The sequence below is a fragment of the Corallococcus sp. Z5C101001 genome (genome assembly GCF_007352635.1).
GTDB lineage: Bacteria > Myxococcota > Myxococcia > Myxococcales > Myxococcaceae > Corallococcus > Corallococcus silvisoli.
Genome location: NZ_VKLU01000014.1, coordinates 191,033 through 214,797, shown reverse-complemented (window position 1 = coordinate 214,797; position 23,765 = coordinate 191,033). Strand labels below are relative to the sequence as shown.

17 protein-coding genes are annotated in these 23,765 nt (G+C 69.6%); 6 read left to right on the top strand and 11 right to left on the bottom strand.

Translation table 11 applies throughout. The features are described from left to right. The first annotated feature begins 59 nt into the window (after positions 1–59). Together FOF48_RS29315 and FOF48_RS29310 are read left to right on the top strand one after the other, a co-directional pair. A complete protein-coding gene (locus tag FOF48_RS29315) occupies positions 60–1,043 on the top strand; it encodes an RNA polymerase sigma factor (RefSeq protein WP_143906947.1) in 984 nt (327 codons plus the stop codon). After that, a complete protein-coding gene (locus tag FOF48_RS29310) occupies positions 1,037–1,660 on the top strand; it encodes a glutathione S-transferase family protein (RefSeq protein ID WP_255442805.1) in 624 nt (207 codons plus the stop codon). Before FOF48_RS29315 ends, FOF48_RS29310 begins: the two co-directional genes overlap by 7 nt. Before the next feature lie 116 nt (positions 1,661–1,776). Here FOF48_RS29310 and FOF48_RS29305 read toward each other — a convergent pair whose 3' ends face one another. From FOF48_RS29305 to FOF48_RS29285, 5 genes are all read right to left on the bottom strand, one after another. Then, the gene (locus tag FOF48_RS29305) at positions 1,777–2,505 is read right to left on the bottom strand and encodes a hypothetical protein (protein ID WP_255442831.1); all 729 of its coding nucleotides are present in this window, start codon (positions 2,503–2,505) and stop codon (positions 1,777–1,779) included. Continuing rightward, positions 2,505–4,334 carry a serine/threonine-protein kinase gene (locus FOF48_RS29300; protein WP_255442804.1) on the bottom strand — a complete coding sequence of 610 codons (1,830 nt, stop codon included), beginning with the start codon at positions 4,332–4,334 and terminating at the stop codon, positions 2,505–2,507. Before FOF48_RS29300 ends, FOF48_RS29305 begins: the two co-directional genes overlap by 1 nt. Positions 4,335–4,442: 108 nt before the next feature. Next, on the bottom strand, positions 4,443–5,483 hold the full coding sequence (locus FOF48_RS37320) for a hypothetical protein (RefSeq protein WP_255442802.1): 1,041 nt from the start codon (positions 5,481–5,483) through the stop codon (positions 4,443–4,445). Positions 5,484–5,589: 106 nt separating this feature from the next. Next, positions 5,590–6,324, bottom strand: a complete 735-nt coding sequence (locus FOF48_RS29290; RefSeq protein ID WP_143906941.1) for a hypothetical protein — start codon at positions 6,322–6,324, stop codon at positions 5,590–5,592. A gap of 213 nt (positions 6,325–6,537) precedes the next feature. Beyond that, positions 6,538–8,283 (bottom strand): sigma 54-interacting transcriptional regulator, encoded by a 1,746-nt coding sequence (locus FOF48_RS29285; RefSeq protein WP_143906939.1) that lies wholly within the window; start codon positions 8,281–8,283, stop codon positions 6,538–6,540. A 457-nt stretch (positions 8,284–8,740) separates the two neighbouring features. Here FOF48_RS29285 and FOF48_RS29280 point away from each other — a divergent pair, with 457 nt between their 5' ends. The 3 genes from FOF48_RS29280 to FOF48_RS29270 all read left to right on the top strand — a co-directional run bounded on the left by FOF48_RS29280 (position 8,741) and on the right by FOF48_RS29270 (position 13,078). Beyond that, on the top strand, positions 8,741–10,621 hold the full coding sequence (locus tag FOF48_RS29280; protein ID WP_370456610.1) for an amidohydrolase: 1,881 nt from the start codon (positions 8,741–8,743) through the stop codon (positions 10,619–10,621). Between the two features lie 316 nt (positions 10,622–10,937). Beyond that, positions 10,938–11,453, top strand: coding sequence for a hypothetical protein (locus FOF48_RS29275; RefSeq protein ID WP_143906935.1), 516 nt, complete (start codon positions 10,938–10,940; stop codon positions 11,451–11,453). Between the two features lie 176 nt (positions 11,454–11,629). Continuing rightward, the gene (locus tag FOF48_RS29270) at positions 11,630–13,078 is read left to right on the top strand and encodes a M20 family peptidase (protein ID WP_143906933.1); all 1,449 of its coding nucleotides are present in this window, start codon (positions 11,630–11,632) and stop codon (positions 13,076–13,078) included. A 101-nt stretch (positions 13,079–13,179) separates the two neighbouring features. Here the strand turns inward: FOF48_RS29270 and FOF48_RS29265 are convergent, their stop codons facing one another. The 4 genes from FOF48_RS29265 to FOF48_RS29250 all read right to left on the bottom strand — a co-directional run bounded on the left by FOF48_RS29265 (position 13,180) and on the right by FOF48_RS29250 (position 18,620). Further along, positions 13,180–15,063, bottom strand: a complete 1,884-nt coding sequence (locus FOF48_RS29265) for a PHB depolymerase family esterase (RefSeq protein ID WP_143906932.1) — start codon at positions 15,061–15,063, stop codon at positions 13,180–13,182. 121 nt (positions 15,064–15,184) lie between these two features. Next, positions 15,185–16,237 carry an alpha/beta fold hydrolase gene (locus tag FOF48_RS29260; RefSeq protein ID WP_143906930.1) on the bottom strand — a complete coding sequence of 351 codons (1,053 nt, stop codon included), beginning with the start codon at positions 16,235–16,237 and terminating at the stop codon, positions 15,185–15,187. Positions 16,238–16,239: 2 nt separating this feature from the next. Continuing rightward, complete coding sequence (locus tag FOF48_RS29255; protein ID WP_235685796.1) at positions 16,240–17,856, bottom strand: hypothetical protein; 1,617 nt, start codon at positions 17,854–17,856, stop codon at positions 16,240–16,242. Positions 17,857–17,999: 143 nt separating this feature from the next. Beyond that, positions 18,000–18,620, bottom strand: a complete 621-nt coding sequence (locus FOF48_RS29250; protein ID WP_143906926.1) for a hypothetical protein — start codon at positions 18,618–18,620, stop codon at positions 18,000–18,002. A gap of 753 nt (positions 18,621–19,373) precedes the next feature. Here FOF48_RS29250 and FOF48_RS29245 point away from each other — a divergent pair. Next, positions 19,374–20,369, top strand: coding sequence for a ferritin-like domain-containing protein (locus FOF48_RS29245; protein WP_143906924.1), 996 nt, complete (start codon positions 19,374–19,376; stop codon positions 20,367–20,369). A 12-nt stretch (positions 20,370–20,381) separates the two neighbouring features. Here FOF48_RS29245 and FOF48_RS29240 read toward each other — a convergent pair whose 3' ends face one another. Then, complete coding sequence (locus tag FOF48_RS29240; protein ID WP_143906922.1) at positions 20,382–21,953, bottom strand: serine hydrolase; 1,572 nt, start codon at positions 21,951–21,953, stop codon at positions 20,382–20,384. Between the two features lie 126 nt (positions 21,954–22,079). After that, on the bottom strand, positions 22,080–23,684 hold the full coding sequence (locus tag FOF48_RS29235; protein ID WP_143906920.1) for a PKD domain-containing protein: 1,605 nt from the start codon (positions 23,682–23,684) through the stop codon (positions 22,080–22,082). Positions 23,685–23,765: the final 81 nt, after the last annotated feature.

Sequence of the window (23,765 nt, the reverse complement as noted above, 5' to 3'; positions counted from 1 at the left end):
AACGGCCCGGCCCGTGAGAAGGGACGTATCCTTTCGGTGCCCTCGGCCGTTCTCCCTGCATGACGCCTCCTCCAGACCCACTCCCGTCGACGCTGCGCGGTTCATGGCAGCGCTTCCTCGATGTCTATGAGCCGCACCGCTCCGAGCTCTACCGCTATAGCCGGTACCTCACCCGCAGCCCGTGGGACGCCGAGGACCTGACCCAGGACACCCTCGCGCGCGCCTTCGTCACGCTCGGACAGCTGGGCGCCGCGCCGCCCAACCCCCGCGCGTGGTTGCTGCGCGTCGCCACGAACCTGTGGATCGACCGGACGCGCCGGGCACGACCGGAAGATGTCCCCATGGAGGCGCCCCCGGTTCAGGCCGACCCGCGCCCGACCCGCGAGGCGGCTGGGACGCTGCTCGTGAGGCTCCCTCCGCAGGAGCGCGCGGCGGTGGTGCTCAAGGACGTCTTCGAACTCTCGATCGAGGACATCGCGGAGACGTTGTCCACGACGGCGGGCGCGGTGAAGGCGGCGCTGCACCGCGGGCGCGGCAAGCTCGCGGACTCCGACGCGGCGTTGACGCGCGCCCCTGCCCCAGGCGCCCTCGACGCCTTCTGCGCCGCCTTCAACGCGGGCGATCTCGACGCGCTCACGGCGCTCCTGCTCGACAGCGCCATCGTCGAGGTGGTGGGGGCGACGACGCAGTACGGCCCGGAAGCGGCGCGGCGCACCGTGCTGTACGGCATGCTCTTCGGCGTCGAGCGAATGGTGGACGCCGAGCGGCGCGGCGGCATCGAGCCGCGCTTCATCCAGGGCGTGCGCGCCGTCGCGCCGCGAGTGGAGGCCCGCGAGCACCGCGGCAACTGGGTCCTGCTGCACTGGTACTCGCACGACGACGGAGAGGCGGTGCGCGCGCTCACCCTCTTGCGCGGCGAGGAGGGTCGCGTCGCGCACCTCGCCAACTATTTCTTCAGCCCGGACCTCCTCGCGGAGGTGTGCGCGGAGCTCGGCGTGCCGTTCCGCGCCAACGGCCACCGCTTCTGGATCGAGGGATGCTGATGCGCACGCTCTACTTCCACCCGCTCTCGTCGTTCTGTCAGAAGGTCCTCATCGCGCTCTACGAGCTCGAACTGCCGTTCGAACGGCGCTTCGTGGACCTCGGGGCTCCCGCCGACCGCGAAGCGCTCGCGCGACGCTGGCCGTACTGCCGCTTCCCGGTGCTCGAGGACGACGGCCACGTCGTGGCGGAGTCGAGCATCATCGTCGAGCACCTGGGCCCTGGACTCATCCCCTCCGGCCGGGAGGCGGCCCTGGAGTGCAGGCTCCTCGACCGGGTGTTCGACCTGCACGTGAACGAGCAGGTGGGCAAGGTCGTCGCCGACCGGCTGCGGCCCGCCGACGCGCGCGACCCGATCGGCGTCGGACGCGCGCGCAACACACTGCGCACCTCGTACGACGTCCTCGAAGCGCGTCTGCCAGGACGAACCTGGGCGGCCGGCGACACGTTCACGCTCGCTGACTGCGCCGCGGCGCCCGCGCTCTTCTACGCGGCTCGCGTCGAGCCGTTCCAACACCCGCACCTCACCGCGTACTTCGAACGCATCCTCGCAAGACCGACGGTCGCGCGCGTCTTCGAGGAGGCGCGGCCATACCTGCACCTCTTCCCCGTGAAGTAGGCGCCCCCCGGACCAGAGGTCAGGCGGCGCCCTTTCGGCCCGCACGCGGGTTCCCTTCAGCACAGGGAGCCCGCGTGCTCGAGCAGTGGCGCCGAGACGAGCCTCCCGCCCAACGCTCAGGGCGCCGGGCGAACTGGCGGGGCGGGCGTCACCACCATCCCGTCCAACACGCCATACGCGTAGGCCACCGCGAAGGCGTAGGCCCCCACCAGGTACGTCACGTTGAGCGTCCGCGCCGTCCCCGCGTCGCTCGCGCTGTAGCGGCCGTCCGGCCCGCGCAGCGAGAGCGCGGTCCCCAGCGAGACTCCCGCGGCCGCGAGTCCCAACCCCTGCGTCACCGCCAGCACCGTGCCCATCCCCGAGCGCTTGTGTTTGAAGTGCCCCACGCCAAAGGGCGCCAGATACCAGGCACGGGTCAGCGCTGGCGCGGTAGGCAGCTCGTCCTTGCGCAGGAGCGGGTCGACAATGGGGGTTGGCGGTGGCAACAGCCGGGGACGCCGCTCGGCGCGCAGCTCCGCGATGCGGGCCTGGTGCTGAGTACGCGCGCGCTCGACGAACGCGAGGAAGTCCGGCGGATACAACAGCGGGTCCAGCACCGAGTCGCCGTGAACGGCCAGCCCTCGCACCACCTCGTCCTCCGCGCGAGCCAGCTCTTCCTGCGCGTGGTAGGTGGCCGCGAGCAGCAGGTGCGCTTCCGCCTCCAGCACATCTCCGTCGAGCCGCAGCGGATAGAGCAGGGACTCCAGCTCGGCGCGGGCGTGGGACAGCTCTCCGGACTGGTAGGCACCGCGCGCGCCGTCGAGCGGGGACGCCGCGAGCACCACCATCATCAAGGCCGCGCACATCACGGCGTCACCTCCAGCGCCACTTCGAGACGACGACCAGCCACCACGTCCACCTCTCGCTGCAAGGGAGGCGCACCCGCGCGGCGTGCCGTCACCGTGTGACGCCCATGCTCGACCCGCACCGGAGCAGCGAGAGGCGCGAGGCCCACCTCTCGGCCGTCCACGAAGAGCCGCGCGCCCGCCGGAGCGAGGATGAGCACCTCCGCCTTGCGCAGCGACAACACCACGTCGCGCGTCACGGTCTCCCCCGGAGCGAGCGTCACCTCCTGGTCGACCTCGTCACACAGCGGATTGACGAAGCGCAGTCGGTAGGTCCCCGCGGGCAGCGAGAGTTCACGCACGCGGGGCGTGTATCCCTGGCTCTCACCGTTCACGAAGACCTCTGCCCATGGGCGTGCCGTCACCTTCACCACGGCGGGCCGCTCGGGGACGGGGGTTCCCACTTCCGGAGCCGGGGGCGGTGCCGAGGGACTTGTCGGCAGGGAGGGCACGGCTGGCTTCGCCGACTCCACTCCGTCCGGACGCCCTCTTGAAACGGAGGGCCGAGCGGGCTTCTCCACCACGGCACCGTCCTTCGTGCGGCTGCCGGAGGAGCCGACAACGGGCGCCGTTTCCAGGGACGACTTCCGCGGCGCGACCTCCGCGGCGGGGCCCTGACCAGCCCCCCGAGGAGACTCCACCGGCTCCCCCGCGAGGTCTTCGTTCGAACGCGCGGTGACGCTCGCCACTTCCACTCCAGATGTCACGGCGCCACCCGCTGTCCCCTCGCTCCTTCGAGTGAGCGTCCATCCACCCCACCCCACCACCGCGCAGAGCACGAGCCCCGCGCCCACGGCGCCAGCCCTCCCCCCAGCGCGCCTCGGCCGCTCGCGCAACAACGCCGCCACCTCGGCGGACGTCGGCTCCAGCGCCAGCGCGGCGTTGAGGACCTTCGCGGCCCGGGCACCCTCTCCGCGCGCCAGCAGTCCGCGCCCCTCCTCCAGCAACCGCTCGAAGCGAGCCCGGCGCCATCGAATGGCACCTGCCACCGGGTTCGCCAGGAACTCCCGAGCCACGTCGGCGGGCGGCCCCACCTCTCGCTGGAGCAGTTCCTCCAACGCCAATGCCAACACGGCCCCGTCGTGCGGTCGGTCCCGTGCATCCTTCGCCAGGCACCGCGCGACCAGGGCCGCCAGCGGCTCGGGCGTGCCCGGCACCACCTCCGTCAGCGACGGCGCATCCTTCGTCATCACCGATGCGGCCAGGTGCGCCGCGCCCTTGCCCGCGTGCGGCGTGCTGCCCGAGCACAGCTCGAACAGGATGACCCCCACCGCGTACACATCCGACGCGGGCGAGTACGCGCCCGTGTCGATGCGCTCGGGCGCCATGTACGGCAACGAGCCCGTCACCGCTCCCGTGCTCGTGAGGCGTTCCTGATCCTCCAGCGCGGCGAGGCCAAAGTCCGCCAGCTTCAGCGGGCCTCCTTCCGCCACCAGCACGTTGTCAGGCTTCACGTCGCGGTGGACGATGCCGCGCGCGTGCGCCGCCGCCAGCGCCCGGGCGAGCTCCCAGCCCAGCACCATCACCGCCTCGGGCGGCACCGGCGCGAGCCTCGCCGCCAGCGCGCGCAGGTCCTCGCCCCGCACCCACTCGCAGACGAGAAACGGGCCTTGGTCCCCATCCTCGCCGTAGTCGTGGACCCCCAGGACGTTGGGGTGATGGAGCGACGCGGCCAGCTCGGCCTCCCGGCGGAAGCGCTCCGCGCGGCCCGCGCCGCCCCCCGGGTGCATCCGCTTCACCGCCACCGGGCGCGACAGCCGCAGGTCCGTGGCCAGGAAGACCGTGGCCATTCCCCCACGCCCCAACTCCCGCTCGAGTCGGTAGCGGCCCGCAAGCACCTCACCCGTCATCACCCGGGCATTCTCCGGGAGCGCGCTCCCGCGAGCAACCCGAACAGATTACAGCGACAGCCGACAGGCCTTCGTGTCCCCCACCTGCTCGCAGGCGCCCGTCGCCCCTCCGGGGCAGTCCCGGTCCAGCCGGCAGGGTTGCCGACACCGCAATGCCGTCCCCGACGACAGACACACGCTACAGGGCGCGCAGTCCAAGGAGTTCTCGCAGACCTCTCCCACCGACGACGGAGTCCCCGAACACTCCCGCACGCACAGTCCGTCCGGAGCACATTGGTAACCCGGCTCGCAGAGGCCCGCACCCGCGGGATTGCACTTCTCCTCGCACCGCAGTCGCTCCCTGGGACACGTGGCGATGCCGGGACAGTCGAAGGAGTCCCTGCACGCCCCTCCCAGTCGAGGCCCCACCACACAGTGCGTATTCGTGCACCGCCGCTCATCGCGACACGTGAAGTCCAACGAGCACTTCAGCGTGCACGCTCCGCCTTCACAGGCCGCCGCGGGATCCGCGCACTCGCACGCCCGCGAGCACGTCCCCCCCAGCTCCACCGTGCTCGAACATCCCGCGTCCGGCGGCGAGCACCCCGCCCCCGTGCAACCTCCATCCGGCTTCACGCAGCCGGCGTCGGGACAACCGCCATCCGGGACCTCGCACCCCGCCCCCGTGCAACCTCCGTCCGTCGGCGGCGTGACCGGCACGCAGGCGTTCAGGGTGCCAGACGGATCCGGCACGACCCCGCAGCCATATCCCGGCCGGACACAGTCCTCGCCGCAGGTCCGCAGGCACTGCCCCAGCTCCGTCGCGCACACGCTGCCTCGCGGACAGGACCGCTTCGCGGAGCACGCCAGCAGGCAATACCCGCCCGGAAACCCCATGCCGCAGGTGAGCCCCGGACCGCAGTCAGCATCCGCGCCACAGGCCTCCCCCAGCCGGTCCGCGTCCACGGGCTCGCACTCCCCTCCCACACAGACCTGCCCCTGGGAACAGCCCTGGGACTCGTCGCAGCGGACGCGGATGTCGAGCGGACAGCCCGTCGCGGCGAACAGCACCAGCGCGGGCACCAACGAGAGCAGGAGGAAGCGGCGCATCACCAAGGCCCGGGCGACTCTACGCGGAGGGACGCGCGAAGAGCAGCCCCCCAACACGAGGGGCCTCATGTTCCCCGACGGGGGAACACGAGGCCCCCCTCACCCGCTACATGCAGGCGCCCATGACGCCGGGCGCGGAGAAGCACTGGCCGCTCTTGCACTGAGCGTTCTCCGTGCAGGGGAAGCCGAAGTCACCCGGGCTGCAGAACCCGAGGACCGAGCCGGTGAAGGGCTTCACGCAGCTCCACGCCGAGGGGCAGTTCGAGCCGTCGCGGCAGAGCCCCTGCATGCAGAAGCGGCCCTTGTTGGCCAGGATTCCGTCGTTGCACACCGCGCCGCCCAGGCCCGTCGGGCACACGCCGTCCTCGGGGCACGGCGGGAAGCTGGCGCAGTACGGCTGCTTCGAGCCCTGGTCATCTGGATCCAGGCACACCGAGTAGGTGTCGCAGCCGTCCTTGAAGTCGGAGGTGTTCGGGTTGCACGAGGGCGGGTTGGGCGGGGGCGTCAGGCTGCACAGGCCCTCGATGCACTGCTGGTTGCTCTGGCACTGGCTGTTGGAGGTGCAGGTCGCCACCTTCTTGTTCTTGCAATACGAGGCGAGCGTGCCGGTGTCCTCGGCGTCGCAGTACTGGTCCGCCGCGCAGTTGGCGTTCGTCTGGCAGCCCAGGGCACACAGGCCGTTGAAGCAGAACTGCCCGGAGGGACACGCCTTGCTCGAGCCGCACAGCTCCGCGCTCTGCTCGCTGGGCTTCCCGTCGGGCCCCTCGCTGTCATCGTCCTTCGTGCTGCCACAGCCCACCACCGCCAACGCCAGGAACAGGCTCATCACCACATGCTTCATGTTCGTCTCCAGGATGTTCGTTCGTGCCGCGGCGACCCTCCGCCAGCGGGTGATGGGCACCCCCATCGCAACGGGCGTGCCGCGGCCTCGCGAGGTATCGGATCGCCACGATTCCAGGGGGTTGCATGACGCCTCGGGCCCGCCGAGAGCCCGCCGCCAGGGGAAACGTGCCAGGACTGGCACGCGGACAGCCCCTCCCGAGGAGGCGGCCTGTCAGTCCTCCTCGCCCAGGTAGCGAAACAGCGAGCGCAGCCCGATGCCCAGCGCCGCCGCGGCGTCCTTCTTGCTGCCGCCGCAGCGGGCGATCGCCTCGCGCACGTAGCGCTGGACGAACGCCTCCCGCGCGTCCTCCAACGGAATCATGGGCGCTGCGTCGCCGCCCAGCTCCAGGTCCTCGGGTCTGAGCAGCTCGTCCTTCGCCAGCACCGCCGCGCGCCGCACGCGCGACGTCAGCTCCCGCACGTTGCCGGGGAAGGGGTGCCCACGCAGCGCCTCCGTGGCCTTCTGCGTGAAGCCTCGCGCCTTGCGCGCCTCCTGCGTCAACACGTGGTGGGCGATGAGCAGCACGTCGTCCCCCCGCTCTCGCAGCGGCGGCACGTCCACGCGCACCTCCTCCAGCCGGAAGCGCAGGTCCGCGCGGAAGGTGCCCCGCCGCACCGCCTCCGACAGGGCCACGTGGGTCGCGGACACCACGCGCACGTCCACCTTGCGCGGCTGGTGTTCGCCCAGCCGGGTCACTTCGCGCTCCTGCACGACGCGCAGCAAGCGCGTCTGGAGCGACAGCGGCATGTCGCCAATCTCATCCAGGAAGAGGGTGCCCCCGTCCGCCGCTTCCACCAGCCCCGCCCGCGCCGCGCCCGCGCCGGTGAACGCGCCACGCGCGTGGCCGAACAGCTCACGCTCGATGAGGCTCTCCGGCAGCGCCGCGCAGTTGATGGCCACCAGCCGTCCGCGCCGACCGCTGCGCCGGTGGAGCGCCCTGGCCACCAGCTCCTTGCCTGTTCCCGTCTCGCCTTCGATGAGGACGTTGAGCGGCGTGGGCCCCAGTCGCTCCACCTGCTGGTACAGGGCACGCATCGACGGGGACTCTCCGATGAGCCCCTCGAACGTCGCAGCCTCGATGCGGCGGGTGAGGCCCTCCACCTGCGCGCGCAGCTCCGTCAGCTCGCGCCGGGTCGACAGGAGCAGCGCTGTCAGCGCGGAGAGCGCCATGGCCTCCTCCAGATCCGCGGCGGAGAAGGCCGCCGCGCCCAACCTCCTCCCCAGGTACACCACGGACAGCGGCACCGGCTCCACGCGCAGCGGCACCACCAGCGCGGAGCCCAGCCGCAGGGCCTCCATGCTGGGCGCCCTGGCCAGCGCCGCGTCCGCCTCCACGTCGGCCACCCGCACCGGAGCGCCCGACGTCAGCACCCGGTCCACGAGGCTGTCCGCCACCGCCGCGTCGGGCATCGCCCCCGTGGAGCACAGCACGCGCCGAGGTCCCTCCCGCGAGTCCGCGGCGACGAGGAAGCCCACGTCCGCGCCCACCACGTCGGCGAGCCCCCGCATCGCCACCTCCAGCAGTTCCAGCGGGGGACGCTGCACCAGCAGCCGCGAGGACAGCTCCGCCAGCACCGCCACCAGCCGGCCCTCCTGTCGCCGGGGGGCCACCTCCGTCGCCTCCCCCGCGACGGCCTCCACCGCTTCGACGAGCTCCAGTTCCACCGTGCCCACGCGGAAGCGGTCGCCGGGAACCAGCGGCGCCAGGTCCACGCGCCGCCCTCGAACCTTGAGGTCACAGCCCTTCCCCGCAGGGGACACGCTCCAGCCTCGCGCATCGCGGAACAAAAGCGCGTGGCTCGGCTTCACGCCGGGCGCGACAATCACGGCGTCGCAGGTGGCGTCGGAGCCCACGGAGACGACGGGCTTGTCCAAGGGGAGACGACGGCCGTCGGGGAGGACCAGAAGCTGGGGCATGGCGGAGCGCGGGCGCCGCTGTCGCATATCAGGAACGCGGGAGGCGGGCACGTGCCTCCACGTCGGCCCCGGGGCCTCGGGCAGCGGCACGAACCCTGCGTCGTCGCACCACGGTCCGACGAACCGGAATCGCTGACGCGTCAGGGCTGACATTGACACGTCAGAACACGTCTCTGACGTGTCAGTTTCAAGCGACAGCGATTGATAAGAATCCCTTGCACATCGACTTGCCTAATTTTCATGCGTGCGATTGAGGTCCGTCTGTGTACGGTGATTCATCCCCTACAGGAGCTCCATGAACCGTTACCCTCGCAGAGAGTCCGCGGGCCACTGGCCTGCCCTTCCACGTCCCCTTGTGTTCTGCGCGGCGCTCGCCCTCCTGTCGTCCTGCACGACGAAGGGAGGGGTCGGCACGCCCGCGTCTGGCACCACCGTCTTTGTCGGCAAGGTCGTCACCATGGATGACCTTGGGACGATCGCGGAGGCGGTCTCCGTGGACAGCCGTGGCCACATCGTGAAGGTGGGCACCGAAAAGGAAGTGATGAAGGACCTTGGCCCAGGGGTGGGCGTCGTCCGTCTGGCGTCAGGGCAGGTGCTGATGCCGGGGTTCATCGACCCCCACCTGCACCTGTTGCCGACGCTGGCCCAGAGCCTGCTGGGGTCACACAACCTGGCGCCCTGCCTGCCCCCGCCCTACAAGGAGGCCTCCGCCCCGGGCTGCGAGAGCCACGCGGATCTGCTCAGCGCGCTCAAGTCGATGCGGATCGCCGCCGAGACCCAGGTCAACAGCAAGGAGTTCATCCTTGGGATGAACCTGGATCCGTCGCGGCAGCAGTTCGTCGCCGGAAACTGCGGCGTGAGCGGGAATGTGTCCTTCATGGCGCAGCCGAAGCTCTATCTCGATAACTGTGTGAGCAAGGACCGTCCGGTGCTCATCCTGGATCAGTCCGGCCACCTGGCCTACGTGAACCAGAAGGCCTTCGATGTCGTCTGCAAGGGGGCGAAGAACTGCACGACCCCGGCGTCGGTCACGGACAACGGCGGAAGGTGGCGGTCGGACGCGAACGGATTCACCGGGTTGATCGAAGAGTCCGCCGGGTACGCGCCGTTCATGGCGGCGATGGAGAAGAGCCTGCCGCTGGGGCTGGTGCAGACGAATCCAATCCAACTCGTCGAAGCCTACGAGAAGGACATCCAGAAGACCGTCCAGGAGCTGCGCAAGGCAGGGCTCACGACCCTCGCGGATGGAGGCCTGTCGAGCGCGTCCCAGATCCAGGCCGTGAAGTTTCTCGCGGAGCGGCGCGACTTCCCGATGCGGATCACGGGCCTCGTGACCTACGACGCCGCGACCCAGGGCGTCGTGGCCGCCCCCGGTGTGTCTCCCGCCGGAATGCCCGCGCAGGGGATCCAGCCGACGGGCCCCGCCTGCGATCCGAGCCAGGATCCCCAGTGCCAGCTGCCCCGGTGGCTGGGCGTTGGCGGCATCAAGCTCTGGGTGGACGGTTCGACGCAGGGCTGCACCGCTTGGCTCGAGTCTCCCTACCAGTACCTGAGCTCCGGGCACTGCCCGGACAAGAAGGAGGGCGAGGCCGACTTCCAGAGCGTGCAGGCCATCGTCGACAGCTTGAGCCCGCTCTGGAAGCAGGGGTCCTGGCGGTTCCAGCTGCACGCCAACGGCAACCTGGCGAACCAGTGGGCCGTGGATGCGTTCTCGAAGCTCCAGCTCCAGAACGTCAATCCGCACCGGGCGCTGCTCATCCACAACACGTTGGGGCAGGAGCAGGTCACCCAGAACATCAGCGACCTGCGCAAGGGCACCTATGTGTCGGGCGGGAAGAAGGTGCCGGCGCTGGATGTGCGCGTGACGCACCTCATCGGCCATGTGGCGTATTGGGGAGACGCCTTCAATCAGATGTTGGGCAAGGAGAGCGCGCGCAACATCGACCCGGTCCTCTTCGACCGCCGCCATGGCGTCCCCTTCTCGTTCCACAGCGACTCCATGGTGACACCGGCTCGCCCTCTCTGGTTCGTGGAGCAGGCCGTCACGCGGCGCACGTGGGCCTATCCTGATTTCAAGACGACCACGGTGCTCGGGCCCGAGCACGCGGCGACCGTCGAGGAGGCGCTGCGCGCGATCACCGTGGAGCCCGCCCGTCAGCACGAGCTCGACGCGTGGCTGGGCAGCATCGAGCCAGGCAAGGTGGCGGACTTCGTCGTGCTGGGGGCCAATCCCCTGGATTACGACCCGGCCAAGGGTGGAGACCCCACGAAGATCAGCCAGATTCCGGTGATTCAGACCTACCTGAATGGTCAGCCCACCGGGAACGCCAACGACTGACCGGGGCCGTTGTCACTCCATCGTGCGGCAGCGCTCGCAGCCCTCGCGCTGCCGCACCCTTCCTGCCTCCTTCGGACCGGTAGGCGTCCGCCAGTGGTCACGTCGCGGGCCTCCTCCCTCGCATCGTCCTTCTGAGAACCCGGAACACAGACCATCCTGAACAGAGCGATTCCCAGACCAACGGGACAATGGCTGTCATGGCCAGGCAAGCACACTTTGCGATACCAGGCAGGCACAGCATCCAGTGTCTGCCCGCCCGAGCGCCCGCAGGTGCGCCGGGCTTCCTGTCATTCGCGGTGCTGAACCAGGGTGGACCATGACGAACCTCGGCAGATGGCTGGTCGGTGTGACGTGTTCGCTGTTCCTCGGTGCTTGCGGACCGCTCCCCGAAGGCGAAGGGGAGCAGGCCGCCAATCCCTCTGACGTCACCGACGACGCGGAGATTGGGACGGTGCATCAGGAGACGCTCGGGGGCGACCTGGGCAGCAACATGGGCCAGCCGGTGGTCATCTACCCCACCACCTGCACGGCGACGAACCAATGGCACACCACCTGCGGCTCCGGTTCGTCCCGGGACATCGCCTACGTGTGGAAGGTCCCTGAGACAGGCACCTATTCGTTCTCCACGCGGAACTCGAACTACGACACCGTCATGGAGATCCGGAACTACAAGGCCACGTCCGAGGTCCTGAAGTGCAATGACGACACCGGAAGCCTCTACACGTCCGCCATCAGCCTCAGTGGCCTGATCAAGGGCACCCAGTTGCTGATCATCATCGAAGGCTACGAAGGCGACTGCGGAAACACCCACCTGAACATCGTCAAACGGTAGCGGTCTCCTCGGGAAGGGAGGATCCGCTCGGGGGCCGGGGGACGTCCGCACCCGCGGAGGGGGGGGCGGGCTTCCTCGGGTCGCGGGAGGACCGGGGTCGAAGGCGAGCTGCTCCAGGCGGTCGCGCCGCGCATGCTGATACGCTCGGAGGCGCCCTCCCTTGGAGCCCTGAGTTGATGAAGCGTGCCCTTCTCGCCGTGCTGGCCCTCCTGCTCCTCCTCGTGGGCATCCTCGTCGTCCGGACGCTCCACTTCGGCTCGCGGCAGGCCCCCGCCGAACCCGCCGAGCCCTTCTCGGTGGATGTCCCCGCGGCCGCGGGCCGCCTCGCCCAGGCGCTGCGTCACCGCACCGTCGCCGCCTCGGACGGGACGAGCGGAGAGGACGCCGCGTTCCAGGCGCTCCATGCCCAGCTTGTCGCTCAGTTCCCCCTCGTGCATGCGCAGCTGGGGCATGAGGCCGTGGGCGCGCATTCGCACCTGTATACGTGGGAGGGGTCGGAGCCCGGCCTGAAGCCAGTGCTCTTGATGGGCCACCTGGACGTGGTGCCCGCGGAGGCGGAGGCCACCTGGAGCCACCCGCCCTTTGGAGGTGAGGTGGCGGACGGCTACGTCCACGGCCGCGGGGCGCTCGACGACAAGGGGAGCGTGCTCGCCATCCTGGAGGCCGTGGAAGGCTTGCTCGCCCAGGGCCACCGCCCACGCCGCACGGTGCTGCTCGCCTTCGGCGCGGACGAAGAAGTGGGTGGGCGCGACGGCGCCGCGCAAGTGGCCAGGCTGCTGCTCGAGCGGGGCACGCGTCTCGAGTCCGTGCTGGACGAAGGGGGCCCCATCGGAGTGGGGCTCGTGCCCGGCGTGGCGGCGCCGGTGGCGCTGGTGGGTGTGGCGGAGAAGGGCTCGGCGCGCCTCGAGTTGAGGGTGCGGAGCGCGGGTGGTCACGCGTCCATGCCGCCCCCGCAGACGGCCGCGGGGATCCTCGCCCGCGCCCTGGTGCGCATCGAGGAGCACCCCTTCGAGGCCGGGCTGCGCGGCGCGACCCGGGGGTTGTTCGAGTACGTGGCGCCGGAGATGGAGTTCGGCATGCGCCTGCTCTTCGCCAACACCTGGCTCTTCGCCCCCCTCATCGAGCGGAAGATGGCCGCGACGCCCTCCACGAACGCCAGCATCCGCACCACCACCGCGGCCACCATGCTCGAAGGCAGCCCCAAGCCCAACGTGCTGCCGTCGCAGGCGCGCGCGGTGCTCAACGTCCGCCCCCTGCCCGGCGACAGCCTGGAGGCGGTGCGAGACCGCGTGCGGGAGGCGGTGGACGATGCGCGGGTGGAGCTGTCCATCGAGGGCGACGAAGCCTCCCCGGTGTCACGCCTGGACACGGAAGGCTGGCGGCAGTTGCAGCGAAGCATCCGCCAGGTGTTCCCGGAGGCGCTGGTCGCGCCCTTCCTCACCGTGGCGGCCACCGACGCCCGGCACTTCTACCCCTTGAGTGACAGCGTGTACCGCTTCATGCCCGTGCGCATGACCCGCGACGACCTCGCACGCATGCATGGCCGCGACGAGCGGCTCTCCGTCGAGGGGTACGCGGCCGCCATCCGCTTCTACGCGCAGTACCTGCGCAACACCACGCGCTAGCAGGGGCGGCCTCATCCGCGCGGGCCCTGCCCTCTTGTGGGAGGGCAGGGCCTGGAGCGCCTTCCATGACGGCCCGGAGGCCGTCCTCCCGCGGTCGCGACCTACGGGGTGTAGACGACGGTGAGCGTGGCGTTCGCGCCGTCCTTCACGAACAGGTAGGCCGTCGCCGCTGGGTCCTGGGCGAAGCGCAGACGCAGCTGCGTCCGCCCGACCTTGTTGACCGCGGAGGCCCCCGTGCCCGTGAAGTCCGTGGAGCGGGCGGTGCCGGACGTGAACTTCGCCACGCTCGCCACGGCGCTCGCGGTCGCGGGGGCGGCCCAGTCGGCCGTCTCCGTCGGGGCGGCGTTGAAGGTGCCCGTGGCCACGTCGATGACGAGCGTGTTGCCCGCGGGGCTCGCCCAGGGGTCGCCGGAGCCGGATGAGTAGGCGATGGTGAGGAACGCCCGGGTGATGCTGGCGGTGTCCGGCAGGCTGGCCGTGTCGAACGACAGCAGGGAGCGGTTCTGCTTGCCGTCCGTCCCGCGGCCGAGCGCGAGCCCCGTGAGGGTGCCAATCGCCGCCGCGCTGCCATCCGCGTTCGCCTTCACGTAGCCATCCTCCTCGGGGATGCTGGTGAAGCTCACCATCGTCGGCGTCGTCTCGCTGTTGTTCACCGTCACGGAGGTGTCCGCGTCCAGCGCCGAGTTCCCCGCCGCATCGAAGGCCCGGGCGCTCAGCGCATGCGAACCGTTGGCGACCGTCGTGGTGTTCCAGGCGAACTCATAGGGTGCCGTGGTGTCCGTGCCCACGAGGCCGCCGTCCACGTAGAACTCCACCCGCGTGACGCCGACCGCGTCGGAGGCGCTCGCGGTCACGGTCACGGTGCCGCTCACCGTGGCGCCGGTCGCCGGCGCCGTCACGTTCACCGTGGGTGGGACGGTGTCATCCGGCGGGGTGCTGGCGTCGGTGAGCCCGAAGAAGCGCGCCTGGTAGTACACGCCGCAGAGGTTCACGTCCGTCTGATACGCGCCCGTCGCGCCGCAGACCGTGCTGCTTCCAGGAAAGCTGTGCTGCGGATCCACTGGAACAGCGTGGCCCATGCCGGTGATTTCGTAGGTCTCCACGAGCGCCGTGCCCGCGCTGTCGCGGTACACCTTGTGAGGAAAGCCCGCCACCGTCTCCGTCGTATCCGGCGTCTGGTCAATGCCGAGCACCTGGGTCCACTGCTCCATGGACTCGGTGAGGTTGGATGACTTCACCGTGAAGTCATTGGTGCCGTGCCAGATGGAGACGCGCGGGCGAGGGCCCGCGTAGCCGGGGTACGCATTGCGCACGAGGTCCGCCCAGGCCGCGGGCGTCTTGTTGACGCCCGGGCTCATGCAGCTGAAGCCCTCCGTCATGGAGCTCGCGCACCGATAGGGCCCGCCCGAATTGATGGCGCCCGCCGCGAAGACGTCCGGGTAGGTGGCCAGCATGGCGGGCACCATGTAGCCACCGGCGGAGAAGCCGGTGATGAACACCCTCGCCGGGTCGATGGAATAGGCGGCCTTCATGGCGTCCACCATCTGCTTGATGGACAGCGCCTCCCCACTGCCGCGCGTGGTGTCCCCCGGCTCGAACCAGTTGAAGCAGCTGGTGGCGTTGTTGCTGCTCGGCTGCTGCGCGTAGACGACGTAGAACTTGTAGACGTTCGACGCGGCGGTCCAGCCCCCGGGCTCCGCGGCCGCGGCGGACTGCGTGCAGCCATGCAACACCACCACGAGCGGTGCATTGGCCGGCATGCTGGCAGGCACCTGCCGGAACATCTGCAGGTTGCCTGGGTTGGACCCAAAGCCTGTCACCTGCGTCAGCTCCTGCGCCACCTGCTCGACCCGGGAGCCCGGAGTGTCCGGGGCTTCAGCGCCGAGCGGACCGCAACCGATGGCGGCCGCGACGGCGAGCGCCGTGAAGCCAACCCAGGGGACGTGCGCGAACCACCGAAGACGACGGATGCCTCGAACGTGCATGGTGCCTCCCGGGCCGCCAGGGGGGAGGTTGGCGGCCGAGGGTCGAGACCTGACTGTCTTCAGGTGGCGCGGTGCAAGGCGCGTCGCGTCGCAACCGCATGAAACCTGAACCACCCTTCATCTAGGGCGCGGCGGACCCGGAGGCCGGCACGCTCCCAAGAAACGCCTCCAGCGCGGCGTTGAAGGGCGCCGGACAGTCGAGCTGCACGGTGTGGCCACACCCCTTCAGCTCCACGAGCTTCGAGCCCGCGATGCGCGAGTGGCCGTACTCGAAGATGTCCCGGGGGAAGCCGCCGTGCATGAACGGGTTGGGAATCAAGCGGTCCGCCTCCCCGAAGATGATGACCGTGGGCGCCGTGATGCGGTGGAGGTTGTCGCGCACGAAGTCATCGTTCGCGAGCCCCCTCACCGAGCGCACGTTGGCATAGGCATACGCGTCGAACTCGGGCGACTTCGCCAGCCGCACGCGCTCCTCGATGAGCCACTCCAGCTCCGGCCGCCAGTTCTGGAAGTTGGCCTGCCGCACGCTGCCCCAGATGCCGTATTCGGGCGCGGACTTGATGAACTCCGTGCTCATCACCCGCGAGAACCACGCCTTCTCCTTCGGGGAGAACTGCTCGAAGCCCGCGGGCGACACCAGCACCAGGGCCTCGGGCTCGTCCGGGTAGCGGATGGCGTACGACAGCGCCGTCTGCCCGCCCATGGAGTGGCCCACCAGGATGGGGTGCTCGACGCCCAGGCCCTGCGTCAGCTCGCGCACCGCGTCCGCCATGGCCTCCATGGTGTACGGGAAGGAGCCGGGCTTGTCGGACTTGCCGTACCCCGGCAGGTCCACCGCGACGACGTGGTAGCCAGCGCGGCTGAGCGTGTCGAGCTGCGAGCGCCAGAACTTCAGGTAGCTGCCCAGCCCGTGGATGAGCACCACCGTGCGCGCACCCGGCGCGGCGGGCAGCTCCACGTAGGCCATCTCCGGCACGCGCGTCATGCCGTAGGTGGCGGCCGTGTTCGGCAGGGCCATGCGCTTCACCGGCCAGGGCGTCGTCGCCCCGGGCGAGGCGTAGTCCAGGTCCTGGAACGCCAGCGGCGGCGCGCTGGCGTACGAGCGGACACAGCCAGAGGAGGAGGCGAGCCCCGCCGCGAGCAGCAGGGCCTTGAGGGCGCGGAAGGTGCTCATGGTCAGAACGCGTACCAGGTGAAGGTGGTGAAGGCGGCGAAGGGGTTGGTCTTCACCGTCGTGGAGCCGTCGTAGAAGTCGCCGCGGAACAGGTAACCGGCGTGCACGCCCACCGTCATGAGGTAGCGGATCGTGTAGCGCACCTCCGCGTTCACCTCGGCGCCAATGAAGCGCCCCCGCCGCACGGCCGCGTCCCAGCGCGGCGGCGTCACGCCCGAGTTGGCCAGGCCGGTGGCCAGCTTGAGGTTGAGCTTGTTGGGGATGACGTCCCACGCCGCGCTCGCGATGCCGGTGCGCAGGCCGTAGCCCTGGTTGGAGATGTCCGTCACCGCGCCCGTGTAGTTGTTCACGGTGCTGGTGAAGGGGAACAGCAGCAACATCTTGTGGTTGAACCACACCGAGCCGGGCAGGCCGTACTGGTTGAGCGTGAAGGCGCCCGTGTAGCGCCCGTCATCCAGGTTGCTGTCGCCGGTGGTGAACATGCCCTCCAGCGTCACCAGGTCCGCCGGGCCCCGGCCCCACTGGTAGAGCACCTCCAGGTTCGCGGACAGGCCGGAGATGTCCACCTTCTTGTTGAACGTGGTGTCCGCGCGGTCGCTCGTGTAGCTGCCGCCGTTGTACATGACGAAGCCGGAGGCGGCGAGGCGCCCGGTGCGGAAGTCGATGTTGTGGTTGAAGTTCGCGCCCAGCCAGAAGACGTTGCCGGTGGGCCGCTCGATGTTGAAGCGGGGGGTGCCCACGAACGGGCTGAGGCCCGTGGACGACGGCCCGCTCTTCACGATGCCTTCGAAGGCATAAGCGTCCCCCTTGGTGTCATCGCGCAGGTACCACGCGGACAGGCCGATGTTCGTCCCGGGCCGCACGGGGTAGGCGTAGTCGGCGGTGAGCAGGTAGATGAACTTCAGGCGGGGATCGTCCCGCGTCGCCTTGTCCGACTGGGCGCTGCCCAGCGGCAGGAGGCTCAGCTTGGACAGGCCCTTGTAGTTGCTGAAGATCGACAGGCCGGTGGCGTCGCTGCCCAGGAACGCCAGCTTGTAGCCCGTGCGGATGATGTCGTTGAGCGGCGTGCGCGTCGGGTCGAAGATGGAGTCGTAGACCGGCTGCGTACCGATGAGCAGCGTGAGCTGGGCGGGCTTGCGCGTGGGGTAGATCGCGACGTTGACGTTCTTCGTCTGGATGTTGACCTGATCCGCGTTGAAGCCGCCGCCCTCGTTCTGCTGCGAGGCATTGGCGGCGCGGCCCCAGAGGTAGTCCACCTCGAACTGGGCGCGGAAGGACGCCAGCCCGTCCACGAAGGAGGGGCTGTACTCCAGGACGGGGATCCAGCGCTGCTCGACGTAGAACGCCGAGCGCCCCCGCTCCACCCGGACGGCGCTGCCGGACAGCGAGCCGATGGGGCCCAGCGCCACGCCCTTGAGGCCGGCGGGATCCCCCACGCTGTTGGTCAGCGACAGCCGGGTGAAGAAGTAGTTGATGAGGATGAACTCGCGAGGCTTCGCGTCCTCCTCCCGGTCCTTCTCGTCGAACCAGTCGCCGTAATAGAGCCCGGGGACCGTGGCGGTCTGCCCCGCCGCTGGCAGCGCCAGCCCGAGCGCGAGCATCGCGGCGCCCCAGCGCATCACCCTGCGTGCCTCACCCAACCACCCTCCCGACATACACACCTCGACCCTGCTGGATTGCCGGAAGAGCCGAGGGGGCATGCCCCACCCGGCTCGATGGAAGCGCGGCGGGGGCGGCCAAGTCGCCCACCGCCGCCGTGCGACTAGCCGTTGATGACGTAGACCTGCACCGCGTTGCCGGTGAAGGGCTGACCGGAAGCACTGACCGTCTTGGCTCCCACCGCACCGTCGGCGCAGTGCCACCCCGTGGCCTTGGCCTCGAAGTACAGCTCCATGGAGAGCTTCTTCGTGTCCGAGGAGAACTTCGCGCGGCCCTCCTGCTTGAAGCTGCCGTAGTCCACGAGGACCTCGAAGCAGCTGCCGTCCGCCGCGATGTTGGAGAGGGTGACGGCCTTGGAGTCGAACACCAGCGCGTTCTGCGCGACGGTGTGGTCGCAGGTGCTGCCGGGCTGGCCGACCCCGGCGGAGTCACGGATGGTGCCGGGGATGCTGCTGACGTGGAAGTTGTTGCCCCCCACACCGATGGTGACCTTCTGGAAGCACTGGCTGGCCGAGCCCCAGTTGATGTCCTCGTCCAGCGACAGCGGGTGGCTGGGGATGTTGTCCCCCTCCATCACCAGGGTCTTGCCCTCCAGGAACGCCAGGATGTTCGACTGGGTGTCCAGCTTGGGCGTGTTGTCCACCGGCGGATCCGTCGTGTCATCCCCACACCCGGAGAGCCCCAACGTGCACAGCATCATCGCGGACGACAGCATCTTCTTCATGTGAGTGTTCCTCTTCCCATCCGGCGACAGCGCCGGGACGACGACACGACAACGCCTGGGACCCCGCCAGCGGCGGCTCGGGGCACGGAAACGGGAACATGAGCAGCCGGGCGGCAGGCATCCTGTCCGCCTTCGCTCTTCCCCACCCGCGGGGCTCGCGGAGCGAACGGGATCCGCGCCGGGGAAGATGAAGGCCGATTCATGTTTCAGCTACCGGTAGCACCCGCCAGACAACCTTGTCAAAAGACAGACGATGGCCTCGCGCGTCAAAGCGCAGCACCAACGCAGGGCGTCAGACTTCACGGAGGCGACGCGGAGGGGCCGAGCCGAACGAACCTGAGCGCGGGTTCCCGGGCGCGTATCAGGCCAGCACGGGAAACACCGGATCAGGAGCGACGGGGCCGCGCTCCCGGTGACGGCTGCGCGTGGCGCTGCGTGACCGCGCGTGCGGGGCCGTGCGCCAGTCATCCACCGGTTCGTGCCCCCCAGCCCCAGGTCCGCCGTAGCAGCAGTGGCGCGCCCTTGTCGGTGCGCTCGCCGCCCCCACCCGGCGCGGGGTCTCGTGAAACACATCCACGTGCAGCGGGATGCACACGTGCGCAGCGCGCGTGTACGGCACATTGCGCACCAGCTCCGCCGCCGCTCTCGACTGGGGCGGCGGCGGGTGCTGGCACATGGCTTGCTCAGTGCGTACGCGGTTCTTGAACGGCAGCTGGCGAGCGCTGGCTCCACTCACTTTCGAAAGGGATGCGCATGACCGAGGGGCTCGGGCAGGTCCTCCTGGTGATCATCCTCTTGGGGCCCGGGCTCTTCCTGTGGGGAGTCCTCGTCGCCGCGAGGAAGCCGCGCGATGGGGGCTCCAAGTGGATCGGGGGCGTGATGATGTTCCTGAGCGCCTCGTTCATGGGGTTCTTGTACTGGGCGTACAACCTGCTCTTCAGCTCAAGCTATGCGAAGGGACGGGTGCTGCGGCTGAGGGGGCGGGCTCGCGTGGCCCGTCGCGCCCTGGGGGAAGGCTGGGTGGACGGCGTGGTTCCGGAGGTCGCGGGGCTCACGCCCTGGCAGCGGACGGTGCTGGGCGAGGCGTGGAGGTACTCCGCGAGCCTGGAGCACGCGTCGGTTCCGGCCTTCGCGAAGCTGTCGCTCAAGCTCACCGCGCTGGGCGCCCCCTCGGAGCTGATCGAGGCGTGTCACCTGGCGGCCCTGGACGAGGTCCGCCACGCCAGGAGGTGCTTCGCGCTGGCCCGGGCCTACGCGGGGCTGCCCTGGACCGCGGGGGCGATTCCAGAGCTGGGCCAGCAGCGCCCCCAGCCACCGAGCCCCGAGGCCGGTGACGACTGGGCCCGGCTGGTGCGCGGCTCGTTGCTGGATGGGTGCCTGGGGGAAGGGGTGGCCTCCAGGGTCGCGAGTGAAGGGGCGAGCCGGGCCAGCGACCCTGTCGTGCGCGAGACCCTGTCGGTCATCGCCGAGGACGAGGCACGGCACGCGGAGCTGGCCTGGGACGTCATCGCCTTCGCCCTGGAACGGGGCGGGGGCAAGGCGAAGCAGGCCCTGCGTCAGTCCTTGGAAGCGCTGGAGGCGCAGCGGACGCCCGCGCTCCCACGCATCCCAGGAGTCGACGAGGACTTCCTCGCGCGAAACGGCGTGCTGCCCCAGGCGGAGCTGGGGCAGCTGATGGAGGAGTGCATCCAGCGGACGCGGACCCGGGCAGCGGCGTTGGTGGGAACGTCCGTCCGCCTGGCGAGCTGAAGCGTCCCGGGCTCACTTCCCCGTGGGCACTCCGAGCTTCTCGAGGACCTTCACGGCATTGGTATTCCCCGCGTTGAGCGCGAGCGACTTCTTGTAGTTCGCGATGGCCGCTTCCTTCAGGCCAGCCTGGAGCTGAGCCTCCCCCAGGCTGTCGTAGACGTTCGCGTCCGTCGGGAAGAGCTTCACGTTCGCTTCGAACACCCGCACCGCGTCCGCGCCCTGTCCGCCCCTCATCAACTGATAGCCGAGTTGGTTCAGCTGCCCCGACTCCAGGCCCGTCAGGCCCTCACCGTGCTTCGCGGTGTACCAGGCAAGCGCGGCGTCGACGCCCTTGACCCGCGTGAGCATGTCCACATGGGCGACCGGCGACTCGGGCGTGGGCTTGAACGTGGCCCAGGCATATTCAGAGGCCACGCTGGCGATGATGCGGTCGAAGAGCAGGAACCCGTTGTCGGAGTTGGCCATGACGACCACTCCGGCCCCCGTGTCACTGAAGGACGTCAGCGAGGCCTGGAAGCCCTCGTCCGCGCCTCCGTGACCGAAGCCGTCGGCGCCGGGGATGAGCTGGAAGCCCAGCCCGAACCGCTCCGACTGCTGCGAGAGCATCTGCTTCGCCATCGACTGGGACAGCACGCGCGTGGACTTCCCTGCCTTCGCCTTGGCCACCTCGATGGCGACCCGCGCCAGGTCGGACGGCGTGGTCCACAGTCCGGCTGCGGCCATCTCCGGGTACACGTGCCAGCGGCCCGCGACGCTCTTCCCGTTGGAGTACGTCCCGCTCGCCGTCCGGGCGGCACGGTCCGGAGCCGGGGGCTGCTCGAAGGAGCTCTGCGTCATGCCGAGCGGCTTCAGCACCGCCTCGCTCATGATCTGGGGGAACGGCTTCTGGAGCTGATCCACCATCATCAACTGGACGATGGACGTGCCGCCGCCGCTGTAACGCGTCTGCGTGCCGGGGACGATGTCGACGCGCACCGGGGAGGTGTTCGCGGGTGCCACGCCATCCAACACCTGCACCAGCGTGGGCATGGGCGCGTCCACCGCGTACCCGGGGAAGCCGTGCACCGTCGTCCCCCCGCTGTGACTGAGCAGCTTGCGAAGGGTGACCTTCTGCTCCTTCGTGAAGTCGTTCTCCGGGAGCTTCCACGAGCGCAACTTGTCGTTGATGTTCTCGTCGAGCGACCACTTGCCTGCCTCGACGAAGTGCAGCGCCGCCATGGCCGTCACCGGCTTGCTGATGGAGCCCGCCTGGAAGAGCGTCTCCAGGGTGACGGGCTCCGAGCCGCCAGCGTCCTTCACGCCATAGGTCTTGGCCCAGACGATGGCGTTCTTGTCGAAGACGGCGATGCTCAGCCCGGGGATCTGGTACAGCGCCATCCACTGTTGGATCGTCAGGCGCTGGGGTTTCTCGCCTTCGATGACCACGGGGGCCAATCCCGCCTCGACTCGCGCCACACGGGCCGTCTGGGCGGGGCTGGACACCCACTGCGTGGCGGGCTTCTTCGCCCCCTCCGCGGCGAGGGCAGTCCCTTCCGAGCCGAACAGGACGGCCGCGAGGGCGATGTGGGACACAGGACGACGCATGCTTTCACCGGAGGAAGGAGGTGGAACCTCCGGTGTACTGCATTGGCTCCGGATCGATTGCCAGCCCGAGCTCCACTTTTCGCGACCTTGGCCCCGGGCGGACCTGCCGGTGGGGAGGGGGACCGGTCAGCGCACCTCGAATTCGTAGATGCGCGTCGCCGGGTCGGTGGTCTGGGTCGGGGTGGCCACGTTGAGCTTGATGTAGCGCGCGGAGGTGGCGCTGATCGAATGGGTCGAGCTGTCGGCGGTGTTGTTCGTCACCGTCACCGGCGTGCTCCAGGTCGTGCCGTTGCTGGAGGTCTGGATGGTGAATGCCCGGGTGTTCCAGGTGCTCGATTCGCCCCCCGCGCCGGCATGCTTGACGACGAAGCTGCTGACGGTCTGCGCCGACCCGAGATCCACCTGCAGCCAGGAAGGAGAGGTCAACGAGCAGAACTTGTCGGTGGTGCCACCGGAGACGCTCCCGTTGACCGCCTTTGCCGGTGTCTCGCTGCTGTTGCAGGCGCTGGAGCCGGTCGCCGGCTTGTTGAGCGCCAGGTTGATATTGCCGACGCCAACCGAGACGACCTGGGTCTTGGTGTTGTTGGCGCCGCCGTTGTCGGTCACGGTCAGGCTGACGCTGTAGTCGCCGGCGCTGGCATAGACATGGCTGGGGTTGGTCGCGGTCGAGCCACCGCCGTCTCCGAAGGTCCAGCTTCGGGAGGCGATGCTTCCGTCGCTGTCGCTGGAGGCGTCGCTGAAGATCGCGGTCAGTCCGCTCACGGTGACGCCGAAGTTGGCCACCGGCGGGGTATTGCCGCTGACCGCGGTGTTGATCGCCGCCGCGTACTGCGCGGCCGTGCCCTGCGCCCCGCACTTCTGGATGTCGTCATACAGCCAGATGAAGCCGCCGCCGATGCCGGCGGTGCTCTTCCAGTTGCTCATCTTGCTCTGCACGGTGGCCGGGCTGTCGCCGCTGCCGCAGCCGGTGCCATGGCGCGACCAGAGGCCCGGGGCGACGGTCATGCCCATCGCGGTGTTCCAGGTCGCCGGATTGTTTCCGGCGCCGCCGTCGTACACCTGAAGGTAGATGCCATCGACCGCGCTGCCGAGGTTGTCCTTGAGAGACCGCCAGAAGCCCTGGTTGGTGTAGGGCGCGAAGGTGATCTTGAAGCCCAGGCCGCTCAGCATCTGCCCGAACTGGGTGGTCGGCGCGAGGTCGTAGGCGCTCTCGTCGTCGAAGTTGACCGCGGCGGCGCCCGTGGCGGTCTTCAGCGCCTGGAAGTTGCGGTACAGGATGCTGGTGCTGCCGGTGCCACAGACGAGCGTGCTGCCGCAGCCAGCGGCGGTGCCGTTGACCAGCCTGGCCATGCGCTCGAAATCCGGGACGCTCCAGGCGCCAATCGACACTTCGATGCGATTGACCGAGGTCGGCGCGGTCTTGAGCGTGGCCAGCCGCGCCGGCCAGGCCGAGTCACCGATATAGGCGCCGTTCTTGACCACCGGGATGTCGTTGTAGACGAGGTCGCCGTTGTCCTCGATGTGGAAGCTCCAGAGGATCACGGTGGTGAAGCCCGAGCCGCGCAGGTCGTCCATCACCGCGGTGCCGCCGGAATAGAACGGGCCGCCGCCGTAGATCGCCGAAGCGGCTTGGGCCGTCGGCGCGAAAGCGGCCAGGGCGAGAGCAACGAGCGCCGGCCAGACGTGGCGGGCGGGAAGGAGGCAGGACGAGAGTTCGTTCGACTTCGGCATGGTGCGATCCCCTATCGCCAGCCTCGGCGATGGGCAGACATTGCGGACAACGAAACCAGCATGTCAATATTACCAAGTCAA

Coding starts and splice junctions, on each gene's coding strand:
- FOF48_RS29315 (WP_143906947.1), top strand. CDS start 60: ATGACGCCTCCTCCAGACCCACTCCCGTCGACGCTGCGCGGTTCATGG.
- FOF48_RS29310 (WP_255442805.1), top strand. CDS start 1,037: ATGCTGATGCGCACGCTCTACTTCCACCCGCTCTCGTCGTTCTGTCAG.
- FOF48_RS29305 (WP_255442831.1), bottom strand. CDS start 2,505: ATGTGCGCGGCCTTGATGATGGTGGTGCTCGCGGCGTCCCCGCTCGAC.
- FOF48_RS29300 (WP_255442804.1), bottom strand. CDS start 4,334: ATGGCCACGGTCTTCCTGGCCACGGACCTGCGGCTGTCGCGCCCGGTG.
- FOF48_RS37320 (WP_255442802.1), bottom strand. CDS start 5,483: ATGCGCCGCTTCCTCCTGCTCTCGTTGGTGCCCGCGCTGGTGCTGTTC.
- FOF48_RS29290 (WP_143906941.1), bottom strand. CDS start 6,324: ATGAAGCATGTGGTGATGAGCCTGTTCCTGGCGTTGGCGGTGGTGGGC.
- FOF48_RS29285 (WP_143906939.1), bottom strand. CDS start 8,283: ATGCCCCAGCTTCTGGTCCTCCCCGACGGCCGTCGTCTCCCCTTGGAC.
- FOF48_RS29280 (WP_370456610.1), top strand. CDS start 8,741: ATGGATGACCTTGGGACGATCGCGGAGGCGGTCTCCGTGGACAGCCGT.
- FOF48_RS29275 (WP_143906935.1), top strand. CDS start 10,938: ATGACGAACCTCGGCAGATGGCTGGTCGGTGTGACGTGTTCGCTGTTC.
- FOF48_RS29270 (WP_143906933.1), top strand. CDS start 11,630: ATGAAGCGTGCCCTTCTCGCCGTGCTGGCCCTCCTGCTCCTCCTCGTG.
- FOF48_RS29265 (WP_143906932.1), bottom strand. CDS start 15,063: ATGCACGTTCGAGGCATCCGTCGTCTTCGGTGGTTCGCGCACGTCCCC.
- FOF48_RS29260 (WP_143906930.1), bottom strand. CDS start 16,237: ATGAGCACCTTCCGCGCCCTCAAGGCCCTGCTGCTCGCGGCGGGGCTC.
- FOF48_RS29255 (WP_235685796.1), bottom strand. CDS start 17,856: ATGCGCTGGGGCGCCGCGATGCTCGCGCTCGGGCTGGCGCTGCCAGCG.
- FOF48_RS29250 (WP_143906926.1), bottom strand. CDS start 18,620: ATGAAGAAGATGCTGTCGTCCGCGATGATGCTGTGCACGTTGGGGCTC.
- FOF48_RS29245 (WP_143906924.1), top strand. CDS start 19,374: ATGACCGAGGGGCTCGGGCAGGTCCTCCTGGTGATCATCCTCTTGGGG.
- FOF48_RS29240 (WP_143906922.1), bottom strand. CDS start 21,953: ATGCGTCGTCCTGTGTCCCACATCGCCCTCGCGGCCGTCCTGTTCGGC.
- FOF48_RS29235 (WP_143906920.1), bottom strand. CDS start 23,684: ATGCCGAAGTCGAACGAACTCTCGTCCTGCCTCCTTCCCGCCCGCCAC.